The sequence below is a fragment of the Methylobacterium sp. GXF4 genome (genome assembly GCF_000272495.1).
Lineage (GTDB): Bacteria > Pseudomonadota > Alphaproteobacteria > Rhizobiales > Beijerinckiaceae > Methylobacterium > Methylobacterium brachiatum.
In genome coordinates, this window is the sequence record NZ_AKFK01000003.1 from 14,651 (window position 1) to 32,395 (window position 17,745).

Below are 17,745 nucleotides of genomic sequence, written 5' to 3' on the forward strand. Positions count from 1 at the left end.
ATGGCTGGGTTCGCGGTCGATAACTTCGGCGACCAGAAATTCTGCGCCGCGCTATGCGATGTACTCCAGAAGTTCATCCCGCAGAACGTGATCATCGTCCGCGTGGAAATGATGATCATGCCGGAGATAGCCAGCCGCCGGCTGATGTTCTGGTACTCGCTGGTGGATGAGGGCCTGAAGGCACGCACCGCTGGAAAGCCGGCACCTGAACATCTGATCGCGGTCAATGTGCCGATGTGGAACACTCACATCGACGCGGATCTGATCTTGGCAAAATTCGCATTGGTGAGGTGAGCATGACGCCCGAAGGCAAGGTCAAGAAGAAGGTCAAGGATCTATTCACCCAATACCCGCATATCTTCTACGACATGCCGGTGCCGGGCGGATACGGTAAATCTACCCTGGACTTCATCTGCTGTATCAACGGCCTGTTCTTTGCAGTGGAGACCAAGGCACCCAACAAGGAACCGACCAAGCGCCAGGAGGGTCTGATGAACGACATCCTGGCCGCGGGCGGTGCCGTGTTCGTAGTGGCCGGCGATGACCAGTACGGCTTCACGCAACTCAAGAAGTTCCTTGACGCGAACTCCAATGGCTGTACCTCGATTAAAGTTGTTCCAAGGAACAATGAATGATCCACGTCGATCCGAAGCTGCTTGCAGATCCGTTCGACCCCAACACCTTCGACCCCGAGCTGTTGGACGACGCGTGCTTCATCCACCTGTCTGATCGGATCGATTGCTACGCCATCGTGGATCGGCAGGACTACGAGTGGGCACGGCATCTGAAGTGGTGCCACACCTACGGTTCGGGGAAGATGTTGCCGGTCGCGAATGGCGTCTATGCCATTCAGAACCCCGACCACATCTATGCTCGCAACTGTGCAGGCGGTGAGACTCGGTTTCTCCACCGGGAAATACTGGTCCGCTGGAAGGGCTACCCGCGCCGCCCCGGCATGATCGGCGACCACAAGAACGGCAAGACGCTCGACTGCCGCCGCAAGAACCTTCGCTGGGCCACCAAGTCTCAGAACGCCAAGAACATCGCCGGCAGCAAGATCAGAGCGCGGTATCTCAGGATTGACCAATGATCCACGTAGCCCAGAAGCATAAGGTACTTGCCGTCCCGGCTATCCCGGCGGTCCTGGCGCAGTTCCCATCCGCCAAGGTCGTAGACTTCCACGGTAAGTCCGCGCTGATCCCGCACACATTCAAGGATACGCGCCTGCTGCGGGCTATGGGGTTCGAGGTGCCGGCCCCGGTCCTGCACCACTACGACTGGCCACACCCCCCTGGGCAGCCGCCGTTCGAGGCGCAGCGCAAGACGGTGGCTATGCTGACCACCAACCAGCGTGGCTACGTGCTCAACGACAAAGGCACCGGCAAGACCCGCTGCGGCCTCTGGGCGTTCGACTACCTGAAGAAGGCCGGGCTCGCGAAGAAGCTGCTTGTGGTGGCCCCGCTCTCGACCCTGCACTTCACCTGGGGCCGCAGCGTGTTTGAGATGGTGCCGCACCTCTCCCACGTCGTGCTGCACGGCGACCGCAAGAAGCGCCAGAAGCTGCTGGCCCAGGACCACGACATCTACATCATCAACCACCACGGTCTGACCGTCGTGCTGGACGAGCTGATCGCCCGCACCGACATTGATGTCATGCTCATTGATGAGCTGACTGCGTTTCGCACGTTCAACACCACCCTCAACAAGGCAGTGCGCAAGATCGTGGCGACCAAGCCGTTCGCCTGGGGCATGACCGGCAGCCCGACCCCGGAGAGCCCTGTGGACGCCTACGGGCAGTGCATGGTGCTCACCCCCGACAGCGTGCCGCGGCGGTTCTCGCACTTCCGCGACATGACCATGACCAAGATCAGCCAGTTCAAGTACGTCGCCCGCCCCGACGCCAAGGACACCGTGCTGCGCGCCATGCAGCCGGCGGTGCGGTTCACCCTGGAGGATGTCACCGAGCTGCCGGATGTCGTGGTGCAGCCGGTCAAGATCGGTATGGGTAAGAAGCAGACCGAGACCTACGAGGCGTTGCGCAAGGAAGCTTGTGCCCAGGTCGGCACCGGGGAGATCACGGCGGCCAATGCCGGCGCTGTGCTCAACAAGATGCTCCAGGTCTCCATCGGCTACGTCTACGCCAAGGAAGAAGGTGCCACCGAGCGGCACGTCATCGCCCTCGATAACGAGGAGCGCTTAGAACAACTCGTGCAGGACATCGGCGAGAGCAGCCGTAAGGTCATCGTGTTCGCACCGTTCACTCATGCCCTGCGTGGTATAAGCGAGCACCTGACCAAGAATAAGATCGATCATGCCAGCGTTGACGGATCTACACCGAGCGCCGAGCGCGACAAGATTTTCGGTCTGTTTCAGAACACCGACAAGTACAAGGTAATTGTTGCACACCCAAAAACGATGAGCCATGGAGTTACACTTACGGCCGCTGATACGATCATCTGGTTTGGCCCCATAGACAGTCATGAAACCTTTGACCAAGCCAACGGTCGCATCCGGCGTGTCGGTCAGCGGCACCGGCAGCTCGTGCTGCTCTACGAAGGCACTAAGGCAGAGGCTGCCAGCTACAACAGATTGCGGAACAAGCAACAGATGCAGGACGGGGTGCTGGCTATGTTCGCGGATGGCACGCTGTGAGCCTTACCCCCGCAGAGCGATCCGCGAACTATCGGCGCAGGCATAGAGCCGCTGTGCGCGCGTCTAAGCGTGAATCCGCATGGCTTGAACGGGAAACAAAACCCGAGATCGTGGCGCTTCGCAACAAGCGGTCGTACTTCAAGACGAAGCACGGCATTACCCTGGAAGAGTATGCAAGCATGCTTGCTGCCCAAGGGCATCGTTGCGCGGTCTGTAGCCGCGGAGAACCCGAACACAAAGCTTGGCATCTGGATCACTGCCACACCACAGGTAAGGTTAGGGCAATCCTATGCCGTCGTTGCAACATGGTCTTGGGTAGTATGGAGGACAGGCCAGAGCTTCTACGCGCCGCAGCTCAATATATTGAACAACACGCTTCCAAGACTTGATCCATTCCAAGTATTGGACTATGACTTCCCTCCCTCGCCAGGATCACCATGAACATCATCACGCCTCCTCCCCCGCCTGCCCTGGTCGTGCCGAAGGTCGGCACCGACATCTCGGCCTACATCGAGCGGTACATCAAGATCCGCGACAAGAAGGACGAGATCAAGAAGCGCCACGTCGAGGAGCTGAAGCCCTTCAACGACGCGCTGTACGTGATTGAGCAAGGTTTCCTCGATCACCTCAACGGTTCCAACAGCGACAATGCTGTGGCCAAGGGTGTCGGCACCGCCTACCGGCAGTCCAAGCCATCCGCTAAGATCGAGGATGCTTCCACCTTCCGTCGCCACATCATCGGCGCCGAGGCGTGGCACCTCGTGGATTGGCGTGCCAACGCCAACGCCATCCAGGAGAGCATGGTCGAGACCAAGGAGCCGGTGCCGGGCATCCGCTTCGCGGTCGAGACCTACGTCAACATCCGCCGGGCTTAATCGCCCGACTCACTTGTTCCGCGGAACATCACCAGAGGTAACATCATGGCAAACGGTGCACTCACGGTAGCCGGCGCGAACCCGGCAGCCCTCTTCCCCGCCGGCTTCACGCTCTCGCAGCGGGCGCTCGCCGTCATGCAGCAGCGCGGCCCGCAGCCGAGCGAGCTGGGCGGTGGCATCACCGGCGGCTTCGGCGTCATCAGCTACAAGGGCAAGGTCTGGCGGATCAAGCACGGCGGCGAGGAAGTCGCGCTGACCCAGAAGGACCCGATGACCCAGGTCGAGACGGCGCAGTCGTACATCGAGGTGGTGATTATCGCGGCGACGCCGCACCTGACCAAGACCTGGTATGAGCAGCAGTACACCGAGGGCTCGAACGCCTCGCCGGACTGCGCGTCGAGCGATGGCGTGAAGCCGGACCTGGCCAGCCCGAAGCGCCAGGCGGATCTGTGCGCCACCTGCAGGTGGAACCAGTACGGCTCGCGGGTCTCGGCCAACGGCACCGGTCGCGGCAAGGCGTGCCAGGACACCAAGCGGTTGGCTGTGGTGCCGTACCCCGACATCGAGAACGAGGGCAACGGCGGCCCGATGCTGCTGCGCATCCCGCCGGCCTCGCTCGCTAACCTCCAGAAGTTCGCCGGGCTGATGGAGCGCAACGGCTACCCGTTCTACGGCGTGTCGGTCTACCTCTACTTTGAGGGCGACGAGTCGTACCCGCAGATCAACTTCAAGCCCGCGCGTCCGCTGAGCGATGCCGAGTTCGGTGTGATCGAGGCGTACCGCACCGACGACCGTGTGGCCCGCGTGCTCAACTCCACGGAGGCCACACTGGCGCCGGCAGCGCCCCAGGTCGAGCAACCGCTGTTCGGTGCGCCCCCCGGTGCTCAGCAGCAGTTGCCAGGCCCGGCACCCCAGCCGGTTCCTCAGGCCGCTCCGCAGCCCGTCCCCCAGGCTGCGCCGGCCCCGGTGCCTCAGGCAGCTCCGCAGGCGCCCACTCTGGCTCCCGCTCCGGCGCCCACCCCTGCTCCGGCGCCCACTCCGGCACCGATGCAGCCCATGGAGACGCAGCAGTTCGCGCCGCATCCCCAGCAGGCTGCCCCGCAGGCCCACCAGGCGGCACCGCCTCCCCAGCCGACGCCTGCACCCGCTCCCCAGCCCATGGCCGCCCAGGAGGCCCCTGGCGCAGCCCAGGCCGCACCGGCTCCCGAGCAGTCCATTGACGACTACCTCGACGCCCTTGGCGGCATGTGAGTGACAGACGCCGGGGCATTCCGCCCCGGCGTTCACGTTCGTATCGAGGACTGCCGCGATGGCCCTGGAAGCAGCGAGGATCTATCTGGAGCGCGTCGTGCCCTGGATCGAGGGCTCGCACGTCAACCTCCACTGGACCGTCCCGAACCGGAAGTTCGATCAGAGCAAGCCCGAGGGTAAGGGCAACAAGAAGTTCTACCTCAACGGCATGGCGTTCACCTCGCCATCCGCGGCAATCGACCAGCTCACCTACCTGACCGGCGGCCGGGCGACCGCCCAGGACATCTACGCCTGCATGTCGTCCCAGCAGCTCGCCGAGACCAAGGTGGTCGGCGGGCGCAGCTTCCTTGAGGCCAAGCGCGGCACCGAGAACGTCGCCGGCATCAAGGCCCTCTACATCGACCTCGACGTGAAGGCCGACAGCTACGCGACCCCGGCCGCCGCCTTCGGTGAGCTGCGCCGGTTCATCGCGGAAGTCGGCCTGCCGCGCCCCACGCTGGCGGTGGCCAGCGGCACAGGCGGTGCGCACGTCTACTGGGTGCTCGACAAAGTGCTCCCCCGCGCCGAGTGGCAGCCGCTCGCCAACGCGCTGGCCGAGGCTACCCGCCGCCACGGCCTGAAGGTGGACAGCAACTGCACCGTGGACAGCGCCCGGCTCCTGCGGGTGCCGGAGACCTGGAACCACAAGGGCAACCCGCCGCTCCCCGTGGTCATGGGCAAGGCAGTCCAGCCGAACGACGTGCCGCTGGACGAAATCCGGCGCATCCTGCTGCCGTACATGGGCGCCACGGTCGTGCGGCTGCCGACCGCCAAGCCGCTGCCCGGCCAGCCTGCTATGCCTGTGTCCGAGCTGTCGGCCGGCATTCAAGCTCCCCAGGCGCCGCCCATCGACATCGACAGCATCAAACCGCTGTGCGGCTTCGTGGCCACCGCCCTCGACACGGGCGGGCAGAGCTACGCGCAGCCGCTGTGGAACCTGACGACGCTGCTCGCGACGTTCACGCAATCCGCTCGGGGCGACGGCCGGTGGGCCGCGCACGAGATGGCGAAGGGGCACCCCGGCTATGATCTCGGCACCACCGATGCCCTCTATGACCGCAAGGTCGCCGAGCGAGATGTCCGCAACATCGGCTGGCCGAGTTGTTCCGCGGTACAAAATGCTGGCTGCACTTCGTGTGCGACGTGTCCGCTCAACCACCTCAACAAGTCGCCGCTATCATTCGGTCAACCAGTCAGCGTCGTTTCGTCGGGCGCGGCGGCGTCTCCGGTCGGTCCTGGGCCGGGGACGGTCAGTGCCGCTCCTGCTGCTCCTCATCCCCTACCTAGCCCTTACGTTTATCGCCCTACAGGTGTGATCGCACGGGCGACGGTGCAGGAGGACAACACCGTAAAGCTGTTCGACGTGTGCCCCTACCCCCTGCACAGCGCCTGGGTGCAGACCACCCCATGGGTGCTGCACTTCAAGGCCCGGCTCGGCGTGCAGGGGTTCGATGCCAGCATGTCGATCCAACTCACCCACCTCAACTCGCGGGAGTACGCAAAGCACCTGGCTGCACAGGGCCTGATCGTGGCCCGGCAGTACGGCCCGCTGCTTCAGGAATTTCTCATGGCCTGGGTTCACCAGCTCCAGCAGACCCGTGACGCCGTGGTCTCATCGTCGCCGTTCGGCTGGTCCATCGTGAACGACACCCTGGAGGGGTTCGTCTACGATGGCCGGGTGTGGACCGGCGGCACCGACAAGCCCGCTGCCAGCCCCAACCAGGTCATCGCCGACCAGTACACCCCGCGCGGTTCCGTGGAGCCGTGGAAGGAAGCCGCCAAGGTCATCACAAGCCAGGGGCGGCCGGCGCTCGACGCGATCCTTGCTGGGTCGTTCGGTGCCCCGCTGATGCGGTTCACCGGCCAGTCCGGTTCGGTGATGTCGGCCTACTCGATCAGCTCCGGCATCGGGAAGTCCACCACGGCCGACGTGGCGCAATCCGTGTGGGGCCATCCGAAGAAGGCGATGAACTCGCTCAGCGACACCCAGAACTCGGTGATCAACAAGGCCGGTCAGCTCCGGTCCCTGCCGCTGATCTGGGACGAGCTGAAGGGTGAGGATCAGAAAGAAGCCTTCATGCGGCTGGCCTTCCAGATCTCGGGCGGCAAGGAGAAGTCCCGGCTCAACGCCGACAGCACACAGCGCGACCCCGGCACTTGGCAGACCATGGTCATCGTGCTGGCTAACGACAGCTTGCTCGGCAGCATGCAGAAGAAGCTACGATCCACGGATGCCGGCATCCTCCGCGTGTTCGAGTACGAGGTGCCAGACCCGCCTGCGGGGGCGTTGCAGAACCACGGCGTAGTCTCCCGCCTGATCGCCCGATGCCACGAGAACTACGGGCATGCCGGGCTGATCTACGCGAAGTTCCTGGGGTCGCAGCACGCCCGGTGCGCCGCCGAGATGGCCAAGGTGCAGGATGCGCTGACCGTGAAGCTGAAGGCGCGCAACGACGAGCGGTTCTGGATCGCCAATATGGCCTGCTGCATCCAGGGCGCCCGGTACGCCAATGAGCTGGGCCTGACCCAGATCGACGTGGCTGGGTTGACCAAGTTCCTGATCGCCACGCTGCTCACCCTGCGCAGCCAACGCGAGGCCGCCACCGTGAACATCATGCGGCCGGACGTGCTGGAGGGCATCATCGCCCAGTTCCTGGGCGAGATGGCGGCCAAGCATACCCTGACCACTGACAGCATTCCGCAGGGGCCTGGTCGCCCCAAGGACTGCACGGCTCTGGGCGACCACACCCGCCTCGATGCCATCTATGTCCGGCATGCCGTGAATGAGCGGATCTACGTTATCTCTCAGCCGGTGTTCCATGACTGGCTGACGCGCCGGGAGCTGCCGGCGTTCACCCTGATGAAGGCCCTGCGCGACGCCTACCCCGGCGCCGTGAGGACCGGTGTGCTGCGCGACATGACGAGCGGCACCAAGTGGTTCGCGGGTGGTATGCGGACCCAGACTGTGGAGTTCCACTACGCTGGGACGAACTTCCGCAAGGCGCTCGGGGATGTGGAGGACAGCACGAATCTCGCAACTGCACTTCCGTAGTTGTTCCGCGGAACAGAAAGGATCACCATGACCAATCGCCCAATTGTCACAACCCTATGTGGGTCATCCCGCTTCCCCGACGCCTTCGCGCTCGCCAACATGCACCTCAGCATGCTCGGTCGCGTAGTCATCAGCCTGGGATGTTTCGGGCATGCAGACTATCCAGTCGGTGCTCGGCATCTGACATCGGATGGGGACGAGGCCACACCCGAAAAGCAGCACCTTGACCAGCTCCACTTCCGCAAGATTGACATCAGCGATGGCATCTTCGTCGTGAACCCTGGCGGCTACATCGGGTCCAGTACAAAGCGCGAAATTGCATATGCGCAGTCGATTGGGAAGACAGTTGAGTGGCTGTTCAACCCAGGTTCCGAAGTCTGCGACAAGATCCAAATTCCAGCCGCAGAAGAGTTCGCCAACTTGGCGAATGAGCTGGATCAGCTTGCGAGTACAGGCGCGAGAAACGGCATGCAGTTGCGCGTGCTTGCGGAAACCTTGCGGGGCTCAAAGTTTGGACAGGTGAAGTCATGAGCATGGACATCAAGGACACCCTGGCTCAGCGCCAGGGCACGCATGGCGAGTTCGCGGACAACGCCGACATCATGCAGACCCTGAAGGATGCCGTGCGCGCCCGGCCGGGCTGGGCCAAACTCGACGCCACCAAGCGCGAAGCACTCGACATGATCCTGCACAAGGTTGGGCGGATCGTGACCGGCAACCCGGAGGAGCCCGACCATTGGCACGACATCGCCGGCTACGCCACGCTGGCTCGGGACCGGGTGAAGAAGCCCGAGACGCCGTTCGAGCTGACTCTGGATGCCACGAAGATGGCCGTGCTGGACAAGCTGGGCTCGTGAACGGGCTGCCAGATCAGCCCTGGCACGCCAAAGCCATCCGCTTAGCTGCGGATGGCTACACCCAGGAAGTCATCGCCGAGGCGGTGGATCGCTCTCTCGCAACAGTGCGCAAGCTACTGGTGCCGAGTGAGCTGGAGGCATGTCGAGCAAAGAGTCTGCGACGCCACTATAGGCGAATGGCAGACCCAGCATGGCGTGAGCGCGAACGTGAGCGGCACCGCCGCAAGCGAGCCGAGATCAAAGCAAGGCAATCGGAGCACGCCCCATGATCCTCCCGGCACAAGCCATCCGCCGACTGGCGCAAGCCGGTATGGTCAAGCCCTTCCATGAGCGGGGCGTCGCGCACGGTCGGACCTACGGACTGGGGCCGTGCAGCTACGACGTGCGGCTGAAGCAGGACATCTGGCTCTGGCCGTTCTGGGGGCGGCTGGCCTCGACCATCGAGACCTTCGACATCCCCAACGACGTGATGGCCGAGGTCAAGGACAAGAGTTCCAATGCCAGGATCTTCGTGCTGGTGCAGAACACCTTGATCGATCCAGGGTTCAGCGGTGGGCTCACGCTCGAACTCACGCGGTTCTTGCCGTGGCCGATTCGGTTGAAGGCCGGCATGCCGATAGCCCAGATCAAGTTCTCTAAGCTGACGGAGCCGACCGAGATGCCATATCGGGGCAAGTACTATGGGCAGTCCGGTGACCCGGAGCCAGCCCGGTACGAGGCGGCATGAGGGCAGAGGAGCACTAGAATGCCAGAATGGGTATTAATTGTTGGTGGCCTATGTTTCGCCGGCCTTATCGCATGGGTGATCCTTGCGGGGCGCGGGATGGCCAAGTGGGACTAGCATTGGGGTCGGGGCACCTGCACCAGTGTGGCGTGCCGGCAACCACAAAAGCGTGACGCTCCTATATGACACGGATCAATCAGGGAGTTGCCGGATGATCCGTGTCGTCGCGTTGCTCGGGGTATGCACCCTGTTGGCCGGGTGCAACGAGGACATCAAAGCCCAGAAAGCCTACGTGGCTTCGTCGGCAGCCTATAAGGACTGCCTTGCCGTCAGCGGCCCGCAGGCTTGCGAGAGCCAGCGCCTGACGATGGAGAGCGACAGGAACCTGTTCAACAGCCTGTCGCGCTCGATCAAGCCGTACTAGCGGGTATCGCCCCGGTTCGCCTTGACGGTGCGAATGCGAAGGTTCTTGCCGTTCCCGCCGCCCAAGCGGATCGGCACCTTGTGGTCCACGTCCTTGCCGGTGAGCTTCGCCTTACCGTGCTTCGCCACCATCTCCTTGCGGGCTGCATTGCGCTGAGCCCGCTTTTTGATCTGCTCTGGCGTGCCCTGATACTCGGCATAATGCTTCTTGAGCTGTGCCGGGGTGCGGTTGGTCATCTCTCACTCCTGTGAAACCAGAGTTGTTCCGGGAACAACTCTGGTGATTGAAGTTCAGCGAAGCCCCTGCCGAGCATCGTTCTCTCGCATCCGATCCAGGCCCGGTATGCTGAGCTGCATCCGCTTCTCGGCGGTGCGGTTGTACTGGGTGATCTGGGCTTTAACCTTCGCTCGTGACCCGGCAGAGCCTGCGTTGAGGTACTTGTTGCGCAGCTCGTCGCGCTTATCCTTGACCTTAGCCCGCTCCGCGATGATGTCGCCCTTCGCCTGCTGCTGGTCAGAGATCCGCGTAGGCTTGAAGCCCAGCGCCTGGGTCGCCGCCTCACCCGCCGACATCTTGTCGTCCAAGTAGCCGTTGAGTGCTTTGGCGGTGTCGCCGAGCACCTTGACCGGCAGGATCTTCTGGGCGGCCTTCAGGTAGTCGGCATCCTGTGCTGCCAGCACACCCTCGCGCCAGTCGCGCACGGTGCCCCCGGAGGCGCCGAAATACTGCTCGGCGACCCACTGGGAGATCTCGCTGGTCTTGTACTTGCGCGGCTCTCCGAACGTCCAAAGGTCGGCCGCCGACAGCCGGCCCGATAGGTCCACACCGATGGCCCGCCCAACCGCGCCGTCCGTCACCAGGTCGGACCACGACTTGCCGATGCTTTCCTCCAACGCCCGGCGGATGCGCCGCTCCTGATCGGCCCAGCCGGCGCCACCCAGCCCGAGAGCCGCCGAGAGCACGAACCCGACCTTGATCAGCTCCAGACCGGGGATGCCGAACGAGCCCGCCATCAGGGCATGCACGGCGACCAAGTTGCCGAACTGCTTCATCGCCGTGCGGCGATCCGTTTTGCTCTCGCCCCGGAACGCCTGGTAGAGCATCCCGGCGTAGAGGTCGGTCATTGCCTGGCCGTACTTCTTGAACTGAAGGAACGGACGCAGCACCGGGCTCGAGAACGACGGCGGGGCATTGAACGCCGAGTAGTCGAACTGCGTCTTCTGCACGATGTCGAAGGCGTAGTCCCTGGCCTGCTCGGGCGTCTTCCCCTTGCGCCGGGCCAGCCGGTATGCGGCGACCGCCGTCCCAGCCCGGTTGACGGCCTCCACAGCGGCAGGAGCCTGCCGGAACACCCGGTCGGCCTTCGCCAGAGCCGTGCCCGCCACGCCCCTGCCCCCGGCGATTGCAGAGGCAAGCTCGAATGCTGCGCTATCACCAAGTGCCCCACGCTCCTGCACATCCTCCAGCATCCGACCCAGCTCGGCACCATCCTTGGCACCGGAGAGCCGGCGCCGCACCGAGCCCACCACGTCGGTGGTGTCGAGCGCCGTATCGCCCCAGCGCCGGGCGGCGGTGTAGGTGTTGGCCACACCCTCCCCGTAGGTCCGCCAGGCGCCGATGTCGCGGAACGCCCCGGTCAGCTCGGCCGCCGCCGAGACGTTGCCATGATCGCCGCCCAGGACAGGCAGGGTGGTCATCAGCGGCTGCGCCGCGTTGATGATCGAGTGCGCAGGCGAGGCCAGCTTGCCCAGCATCGTGACCGCGAATAGGTCGCGCACGAACCCGGAAGGCTGGTTGAGTCCCATGTCGTTGGCGTTCACCCGGCCCTCGATCTCGTCGTAGACCATCTTGCGGATCTGCGACTTGTCGTTAGCGAAGGCTTTGGCCTGCTCCTCCATGGCCTGGAGGTCGCTGCGGATGCCCGGCATGTAGTTGAGCTTGCCGAGAAAGTTACTCTCCGCGGTGGCGTAGCCCAGCATGTTGCGCGAGAAGTTTTCGCCGGCACCCTGCACGAGCTTGCGCGGCAGCGACCGGTGCTGGATGCGATTGCCGGACATCATGCGGGTGGCCGCCTGCCCGACGACCGTCTTCAGGATCTGCCGCTGGCCGGGGGTGAGGTCGTCGCGAGCCTCGACGCTGCGCACCAGGCTGGAGAGCTGGGTGTAGGACAGGTCGCCCCGCTGCTCCATGCCCTCACGGTGCTGCCAATCCTCCACGGCGTGGAAGGTGCCGTCGCGTCGAGCCTCACGGATGAACTGCTCGGCCCGCGTGCGGCTGTCGAACATGTGCAGGCCCTTGGTCTGCACGCTCACCCGGTAGGCCACCCGGCTGTCGGTGTCGGCATCCACAGCCTTGATCGGCTCGCCGGTTTTGGCGTCGTAGTACCGCTTGGCGATCCGCGTCACGGTCAGGTCGGTCTTGCCGGAAAATGCGTCGGCTGCCCGGCGCGCGCCCTTCTCGGTGCCGGAGAACTCGACCACGCCGGGCTCCACCTCGGTGCCACCCATGGTGTCCGAGATGACATCGCGGGTTCGCACGACGTAATCGCCCTGGCGCATCAGGGGGAAGTACATGCCCTTGATCGACTTGAACTCGGGCGCCGACTTCAGCGCATCGTACAGGGTGTTGTTCTTCAGCAGCGTCTTGTCCTCGTCGCCGAGCCGGCCGCTGAGCGTCTTGGTCACGAGGTCGGTCCGCGCTTGGCCCGTGATCTCCGGGGCGAGCTGATCAAGGATGCCCTCCGCGAAGGCGCGGGCCTTCTCGTTCTGGGTGTCCCGATAGTACCGGGCGGCACGGATGAACTGGTCCTGCTGCGCCTCCGGAAGTGCCGAGAACCGGCGCTGAAGGTCGGCATGCTGAGCCTTGCTCTGCCAAGCCGCGGCGATGTCGGACTTCTTGGGGTCCTGGCCGTAGACGTGCTTGTTGGCCGCCTGCATCTGCTCCAGGGTCGGGGTGCCCTTCAGCAGGTTGAGGTTGGCCATGGTTACGTCGTTGGCCAGGATTGCGAACTCCTGGGCAACCTTGGGGTTGGCCCGCTTCAGGTTCTCGTAATCCTGAACGTGCACGTCGGCGGCGCGGCGCTTCTCGGTGACGTAGTTCTGCCAGCGCTGAACCTTCTTTACCAGATTGTCGAGGTGGCTGGCACCGCCACCGGCCGGGAACAGGTTGGCATGGGCCTGCCGGAGCTGGTCCATGGTGCGCACGCGCAGCACCTTAGCGGTGACGAAGCCACGGGTGGCGCCGCCGCGGTCGGTCAGCCCTTCGCGGATAGCCTGGGCACCGAGCGCGGCCGGGGCCTGGGTGCTGCGCGGCGTCGAGGGCTGGTCGATGGCCGTGCGTAGGTCGGTCAGCACGGCACCGATGCGCAGCGCCGCGTCAAGGGCGGTCGGCTGCACCGGGGTAAGGCCAAGGAACTTACGCACGCCGGCCACGAAGTGCGACCAGACGTTGCCCATGGGCAGGCGCCCGTAGGATGCGCTTGATGGGATCTTGGCAAGCTTCTCCTGGAAGTCCCGCGAGGACATCGCCTCCGACACGAACTCGTGTTCGTTGGTCATGCCGTATTCGCGGCTGGCCTGAGAGCCCAGGTGTTCACGCACCTCGTCCATCAGCGAACGGATCAGGCGCTTGGCGGCCGGCACCCGCTCGATAGTCTGCATGAACGCAGCGTGCAGACCCTCGTGGATCATCAGGTGCGACAGAGCCGCCTCGCTGATGTCGTCCTCGCGCAACACGATCTGGTGCGTGGCCGGGTCGTAGTACCCCATCACCTCGTCGGGGAACCCACCCTTGCCGGCAAGATCCTCGACCATGGCTCGCATGCCATCTTTCGAGACGATGTGGACCGGCACATCCGGGATCATCTGCGCCAGGCGGCGGGCGATGAACGGATTGATCTGCGCGGCCACACCACCGGGGGCGGCGTTATTCAGATGCTTCAGGTAGTCGCCTAGCCGGCCGGTGGACAGGATCGGGGTCTGCGCGCCCGAGCGGGACGATACCAGCATCTCGCCCGTGCCGCGGATCTCGGGCTCGTCATCGAGCAGGCTGGCGATCTCGCGAGCGTTGGCCTCTGCCTCGGCGTCGTTCTCCAGGCGCTTGGCCCGCAGCGGCATGAGGGCAGGCACCTGCCGGGATGCCAGAACACGGGCCATCTCCTTCGGGGACGGCATGGTCGAGTGCTCACGCTGCCGACCGAAGGGCTCGCCCTGGTCATTCAGAGCCTGCACCCGCACGGTGCGTTGATCGGGATCGAATGCGATCACACGATCACGGCCACCACCATAGGACGGCACGTCTTCGCCGGGTTTGAAGAACTCAGCGAGATCAGCCTTAGACTTGGCAATGGCGGCGCGAGTTGCGGCAGCCTTCGACTGTGGCTTGGCGCTGGTCTGCTGGGCAGTTGTTCCGGGAACAACTGCCGGACCTTTCGGCCCACCCTTGGCCCAGTCACGGAACTGCTCGGGCGCCATCTCCACGATAGAGCCGATACGCTGCGCACCTTTGCCGTCCGAGAAGCCGGCCTTGTAGGTCCGCGTTGCTTCCTCAAGCGAACGGAAGCCGACCATGGCCTTGTGCTCATCGAACGAGCCGTCGAGGTTGTTCTGGTTCACGATGTAGACCGGGCCGTCCTCGGCAGCCTTTGGGCCGAGATAGACATCGACGTGATCACCATCGACGCCCTTGGTGCCACGCAGGTAGCCATAGTCGGCCGGCATCTTGACCGACCACTCGCGGCCATCCGCGTCGGTGCCCGAGCGGGTTGAGCCCTTGGCATTCTCGATAGACACATCGAAGCCCAGAGCACGGACATGCTCCATGGGGTAGTTGCCGGCTTCCTTCTGTGCCTGAGTGGGCTCTCCGCGTTTCGGGTTGACCCGAATGGTAAAGCTATCGTCCTCGCCGGGAACATACTTACCCGTGAAGCCGGTATCTTCATCGGGACCGCGCATGCCTGGCGCGTACTCGACATCGTACCCACGGGCTGCCAGACGGTCGTACATCCGCTTGGCTTCCGGGGAGAGGTCATAGTCGCTGACCAGTGGCACACCGCGCTCCTGCGCGATCTTGGCAAGCTGCTCGTACATCCTGACGCCATAGCCCTTACCCCGATCTGCGGAGTGCAGGTATGAGCCCGTGACGAAGACACCGTTGTCCCGGATGTCAAAGTTCAGTCCAGCCCGGTTCACACCTTCTGAAGAACGGGCGCCAGCCGGCAGAAGGGTATATCCGTCCTTGTAGGCCACAGCCTTGAGACCAGCCGCGACTTTGAACGGCGCAGGCTTTTCAGTGGGGGGCGTAACCTTGCGCCGGCCGCGGCTCTCAACCTTGAACTGCCCGGCTCGGTTCTGCCCGGCGACTACAGCTCCAGTTGTTCCGGGAACAACTTCCTCTGTGCTGTCTCGAACGGGTGCAGGCTCAGGTTCCGCAGGTAGAACGCGCTCCTCAACATCGCGTCCTGCATCCGTAACTTCTGCTGCTTGCTCGACGTTGGCCCCTTCCGCTTCATAGGCTTCGGACGCATCGGCTCCTTCGCGAACGTCCTGTGCTGACCGCGGCGTCTCATCATACGTCGGTCCCCGCTTCAGTGCGTCCTGATTGATCTTGCGGTTGGCACGAACTTCGTCACCGGCTCCGTGTCGAACCAGAAAGTCATCCGTGATGAACTGGTGGATCTGATCCTGACTGGAGCCGTCGCGCGCCACCTCGGCTGCCGACTTCAGATGCACGAGGTGCGGGTCGTCCGTGGCACCTGCGGTGCTGGTGATACCGGCAGCCCGTGCCTTGGCAACCAGGTCAGCTGCGTAGGCACGCACAGCCTTAGGAGCGCCACGCAGGGCAAGCGCCGGCATCGGGTTGTCGTTGACGAGCTGCTGCGCGGTGTGCCCGTCCTGGATACGCTTCTCCTGCGCCCGGCGGTCGCGTGCTTCGTTCTCGGTCTCGCGACGGGCAACGCCCTCCTCGGTGCGCTTCTGGGTGCTGTCGTGCAGCGCCTGCCGAGCCGCCAGGAGCTTGGCACGAGCAGCCACGGCGGCAGGCCCCTGCCCTGTCCGGCGCTCACCGAACGCCTCCACGGCGTCACGAGCCCACTGCGGGGCCTCGCCACCGTTCGCCTTGACGGCGGCCTCGGCGAGCTTCTTGAACCGCGCCCGGTCGGACTGCTTGGTCCAGTCGGCCGGATCTGCGGACAGGGCGACGGCATCACCTTCCCCTCGTGCGATCCGCTCACGCTCGGTGCGCGAGATCCGCTTGTCCTCACGAGGGCTAGCCGGCTGCGGGGCTTCCTTCACCGGCCGCAAGACGCGCGGACCTTCCGTCTGCGCGTCCAGTCGGTCGAGCACCGCAGGCCGCGGCTCGTCGGGCACCGGGGGCAGCGTAGTCGGCTCCAGGCTATCCAGATCGATGGTCGAAGCAACCTGCGGTTTTGCGGTTGCCCCAGCCGTGTCCTGGGAGGGGGTGCCAGCGGCCGGAGTTTTCGGAGCAGTGGCAGGTAGCGCCTCGGGGGCTAACGCCTGCTCCGGGGCGGCCTGGGCAGGCTCCTGGGGCTCTTGGACTGCTACGGGTGCCGGCTCGGGCTCTGGGGCTGCTTGAGGTGCCTCGGCGATGGCGGGAGCTGCCGGCTGGCCAGGCTCTGCATCCGGGTCCGCCTCGAACTCGTCTTGAGCGATGAAGTCGGAACTGTTCCGCGGAACATCATTGGACTTGACCGCAGCCGCGACGGCCGGGTCCACGGCCGGCTGACGCAGGCGGTCCAGCTCGCCAATGGCATCGTCCACCGCGGCGAGCGAACGCTGAGCCCGACCACCCGTAGTATCGCCAGCCGCAGCAGCCGTGGCCGGATCGATGGCAGTGGCACGGGTTGCCTCGGCGGGGGCGGTGTCTGGCAGCCGATCTTCACCAGCAGCACTCGTCGCCTCACGCCCACCGATGCCCGTGACACCACCGACCGCGCCACCCAGTAAGCCACCGACGACACCGCCCTGGACGGTCTGCTCCAGGATCTTGCGCCAGTCGAAGCCCTGCATCGTGCCGGCGTCGTTCTGGCCCTGCTGGGTCACGCCCTCTTGGACGGCGTTCTGCCCGGCTTCGGTGACGCCTTCCTCGACCAAGCCCTTCTTGGCGCCCTTCAGGATACCTTCGCCCGCCTCGCCGACAGCCCGCTTGGCCGCGAGCGCAGAGGCGCCGAACTGCTCGGCGATAGCCCCGACCGCTCCGGCGAGCAGCGGCTTGTTGCCAGCAGCCGCTTCCACCAGCACCTTGCGGGCCACGCTGTCGGAGTACCCGTCGTCCCGGAGCTGCCGGTAGACGCCCGAGTTCGACCGAAGGTAGTCCTCTTTGGCGTCGAGGATCGACTTCTCGATGTCGTCATAGACCTGACCGGCCATCATCGACGCATTCACAGCGCCCGACGTGGCGGTGCCGGCAGCCGCAGCGGCGCCCGCCGTGAGGCCGGTGCGGGCGACACCCGCCACCAGACCACCGGGGATGATGCTCGCCAGCAGCGAGGGCGAAGCGTTGGCCAGCTTCAGCCCGAGCGAGTTGGCGATGGATACGTCCGGCGACCAGATCGACTTGTCACCACCGGGCAGAAACCCGGCGTTGAGCGCATCGCGCGCCGCCGGGGTCATCGCTTCGACCTGGGCCTTAGCGCCCTCGTCAGCGAACTTCCGGGTACGCTTCAGCCCGCTATCATCGTCCGTGTCGAGCACGTAGTCCGCGCCTGCCGCCGCGGAGCCGAGCACCCCGTAGGCGCCCGCCGCGGCGGCCCTCCCATAATCCCCGACCGATGTTCCGGGCTCAGCGTCGAGAGGCTGCCGGTAGTCCTTGGATACCGGCAGCGCATCGAGATCGATCGTGGTGGGCATCGCAAT

Annotated in this window: 13 protein-coding genes; 11 read left to right on the top strand and 2 right to left on the bottom strand. The window is 64.6% G+C overall.

The window, feature by feature from the left end; genetic code table 11:
- The 11 genes from WYO_RS00780 (at position 1) to WYO_RS00835 (ending at position 9,874) form a co-directional block, all read left to right on the top strand.
- Entirely contained in the window at positions 1-294 is a 294-nt protein-coding gene (locus tag WYO_RS00780; RefSeq protein WP_007557856.1) for a hypothetical protein, read from the top strand.
- 2 nt (positions 295-296) lie between these two features.
- Positions 297-635, top strand: coding sequence for a hypothetical protein (locus WYO_RS00785; protein ID WP_007557858.1), 339 nt, complete (start codon positions 297-299; stop codon positions 633-635).
- Positions 632-1,090 (top strand): HNH endonuclease, encoded by a 459-nt coding sequence (locus tag WYO_RS29210; RefSeq protein WP_007557860.1) that lies wholly within the window; start codon positions 632-634, stop codon positions 1,088-1,090. Before WYO_RS00785 ends, WYO_RS29210 begins: the two co-directional genes overlap by 4 nt.
- Positions 1,087-2,652, top strand: a complete 1,566-nt coding sequence (locus WYO_RS00795) for a DEAD/DEAH box helicase (RefSeq protein ID WP_007557862.1) — start codon at positions 1,087-1,089, stop codon at positions 2,650-2,652. The genes WYO_RS29210 and WYO_RS00795 overlap by 4 nt, the downstream gene beginning before the upstream one ends.
- A 437-nt stretch (positions 2,653-3,089) precedes the next feature.
- Positions 3,090-3,527 carry a hypothetical protein gene (locus WYO_RS00805; protein WP_007557864.1) on the top strand — a complete coding sequence of 146 codons (438 nt, stop codon included), beginning with the start codon at positions 3,090-3,092 and terminating at the stop codon, positions 3,525-3,527.
- A 45-nt stretch (positions 3,528-3,572) separates the two neighbouring features.
- Positions 3,573-4,778 (top strand): hypothetical protein, encoded by a 1,206-nt coding sequence (locus tag WYO_RS31905; protein ID WP_007557866.1) that lies wholly within the window; start codon positions 3,573-3,575, stop codon positions 4,776-4,778.
- 58 nt (positions 4,779-4,836) lie between these two features.
- Positions 4,837-7,869, top strand: coding sequence for a DUF927 domain-containing protein (locus tag WYO_RS00815; protein ID WP_007557868.1), 3,033 nt, complete (start codon positions 4,837-4,839; stop codon positions 7,867-7,869).
- A 27-nt stretch (positions 7,870-7,896) separates the two neighbouring features.
- On the top strand, positions 7,897-8,400 hold the full coding sequence (locus WYO_RS29470) for a hypothetical protein (RefSeq protein ID WP_007557870.1): 504 nt from the start codon (positions 7,897-7,899) through the stop codon (positions 8,398-8,400).
- Positions 8,397-8,726, top strand: coding sequence for a DUF6378 domain-containing protein (locus tag WYO_RS00825; RefSeq protein WP_007557872.1), 330 nt, complete (start codon positions 8,397-8,399; stop codon positions 8,724-8,726). The genes WYO_RS29470 and WYO_RS00825 overlap by 4 nt, the downstream gene beginning before the upstream one ends.
- A 265-nt stretch (positions 8,727-8,991) precedes the next feature.
- Positions 8,992-9,453 (top strand): deoxycytidine triphosphate deaminase, encoded by a 462-nt coding sequence (locus WYO_RS00830; RefSeq protein ID WP_007557874.1) that lies wholly within the window; start codon positions 8,992-8,994, stop codon positions 9,451-9,453.
- Between the two features lie 208 nt (positions 9,454-9,661).
- Complete coding sequence (locus tag WYO_RS00835; RefSeq protein WP_007557877.1) at positions 9,662-9,874, top strand: hypothetical protein; 213 nt, start codon at positions 9,662-9,664, stop codon at positions 9,872-9,874.
- On the opposite strand, the gene WYO_RS00840 is transcribed toward WYO_RS00835, so the two are convergent.
- Together WYO_RS00840 and WYO_RS30400 are read right to left on the bottom strand one after the other, a co-directional pair.
- On the bottom strand, positions 9,871-10,110 hold the full coding sequence (locus WYO_RS00840) for a hypothetical protein (protein ID WP_007557879.1): 240 nt from the start codon (positions 10,108-10,110) through the stop codon (positions 9,871-9,873). The genes WYO_RS00835 and WYO_RS00840 overlap by 4 nt on opposite strands.
- A 54-nt stretch (positions 10,111-10,164) precedes the next feature.
- Positions 10,165-17,739: a PLxRFG domain-containing protein gene (locus WYO_RS30400; protein WP_007557881.1), complete on the bottom strand. Its 7,575-nt coding sequence runs from the start codon at positions 17,737-17,739 to the stop codon at positions 10,165-10,167.
- Positions 17,740-17,745 lie beyond the last annotated feature (6 nt).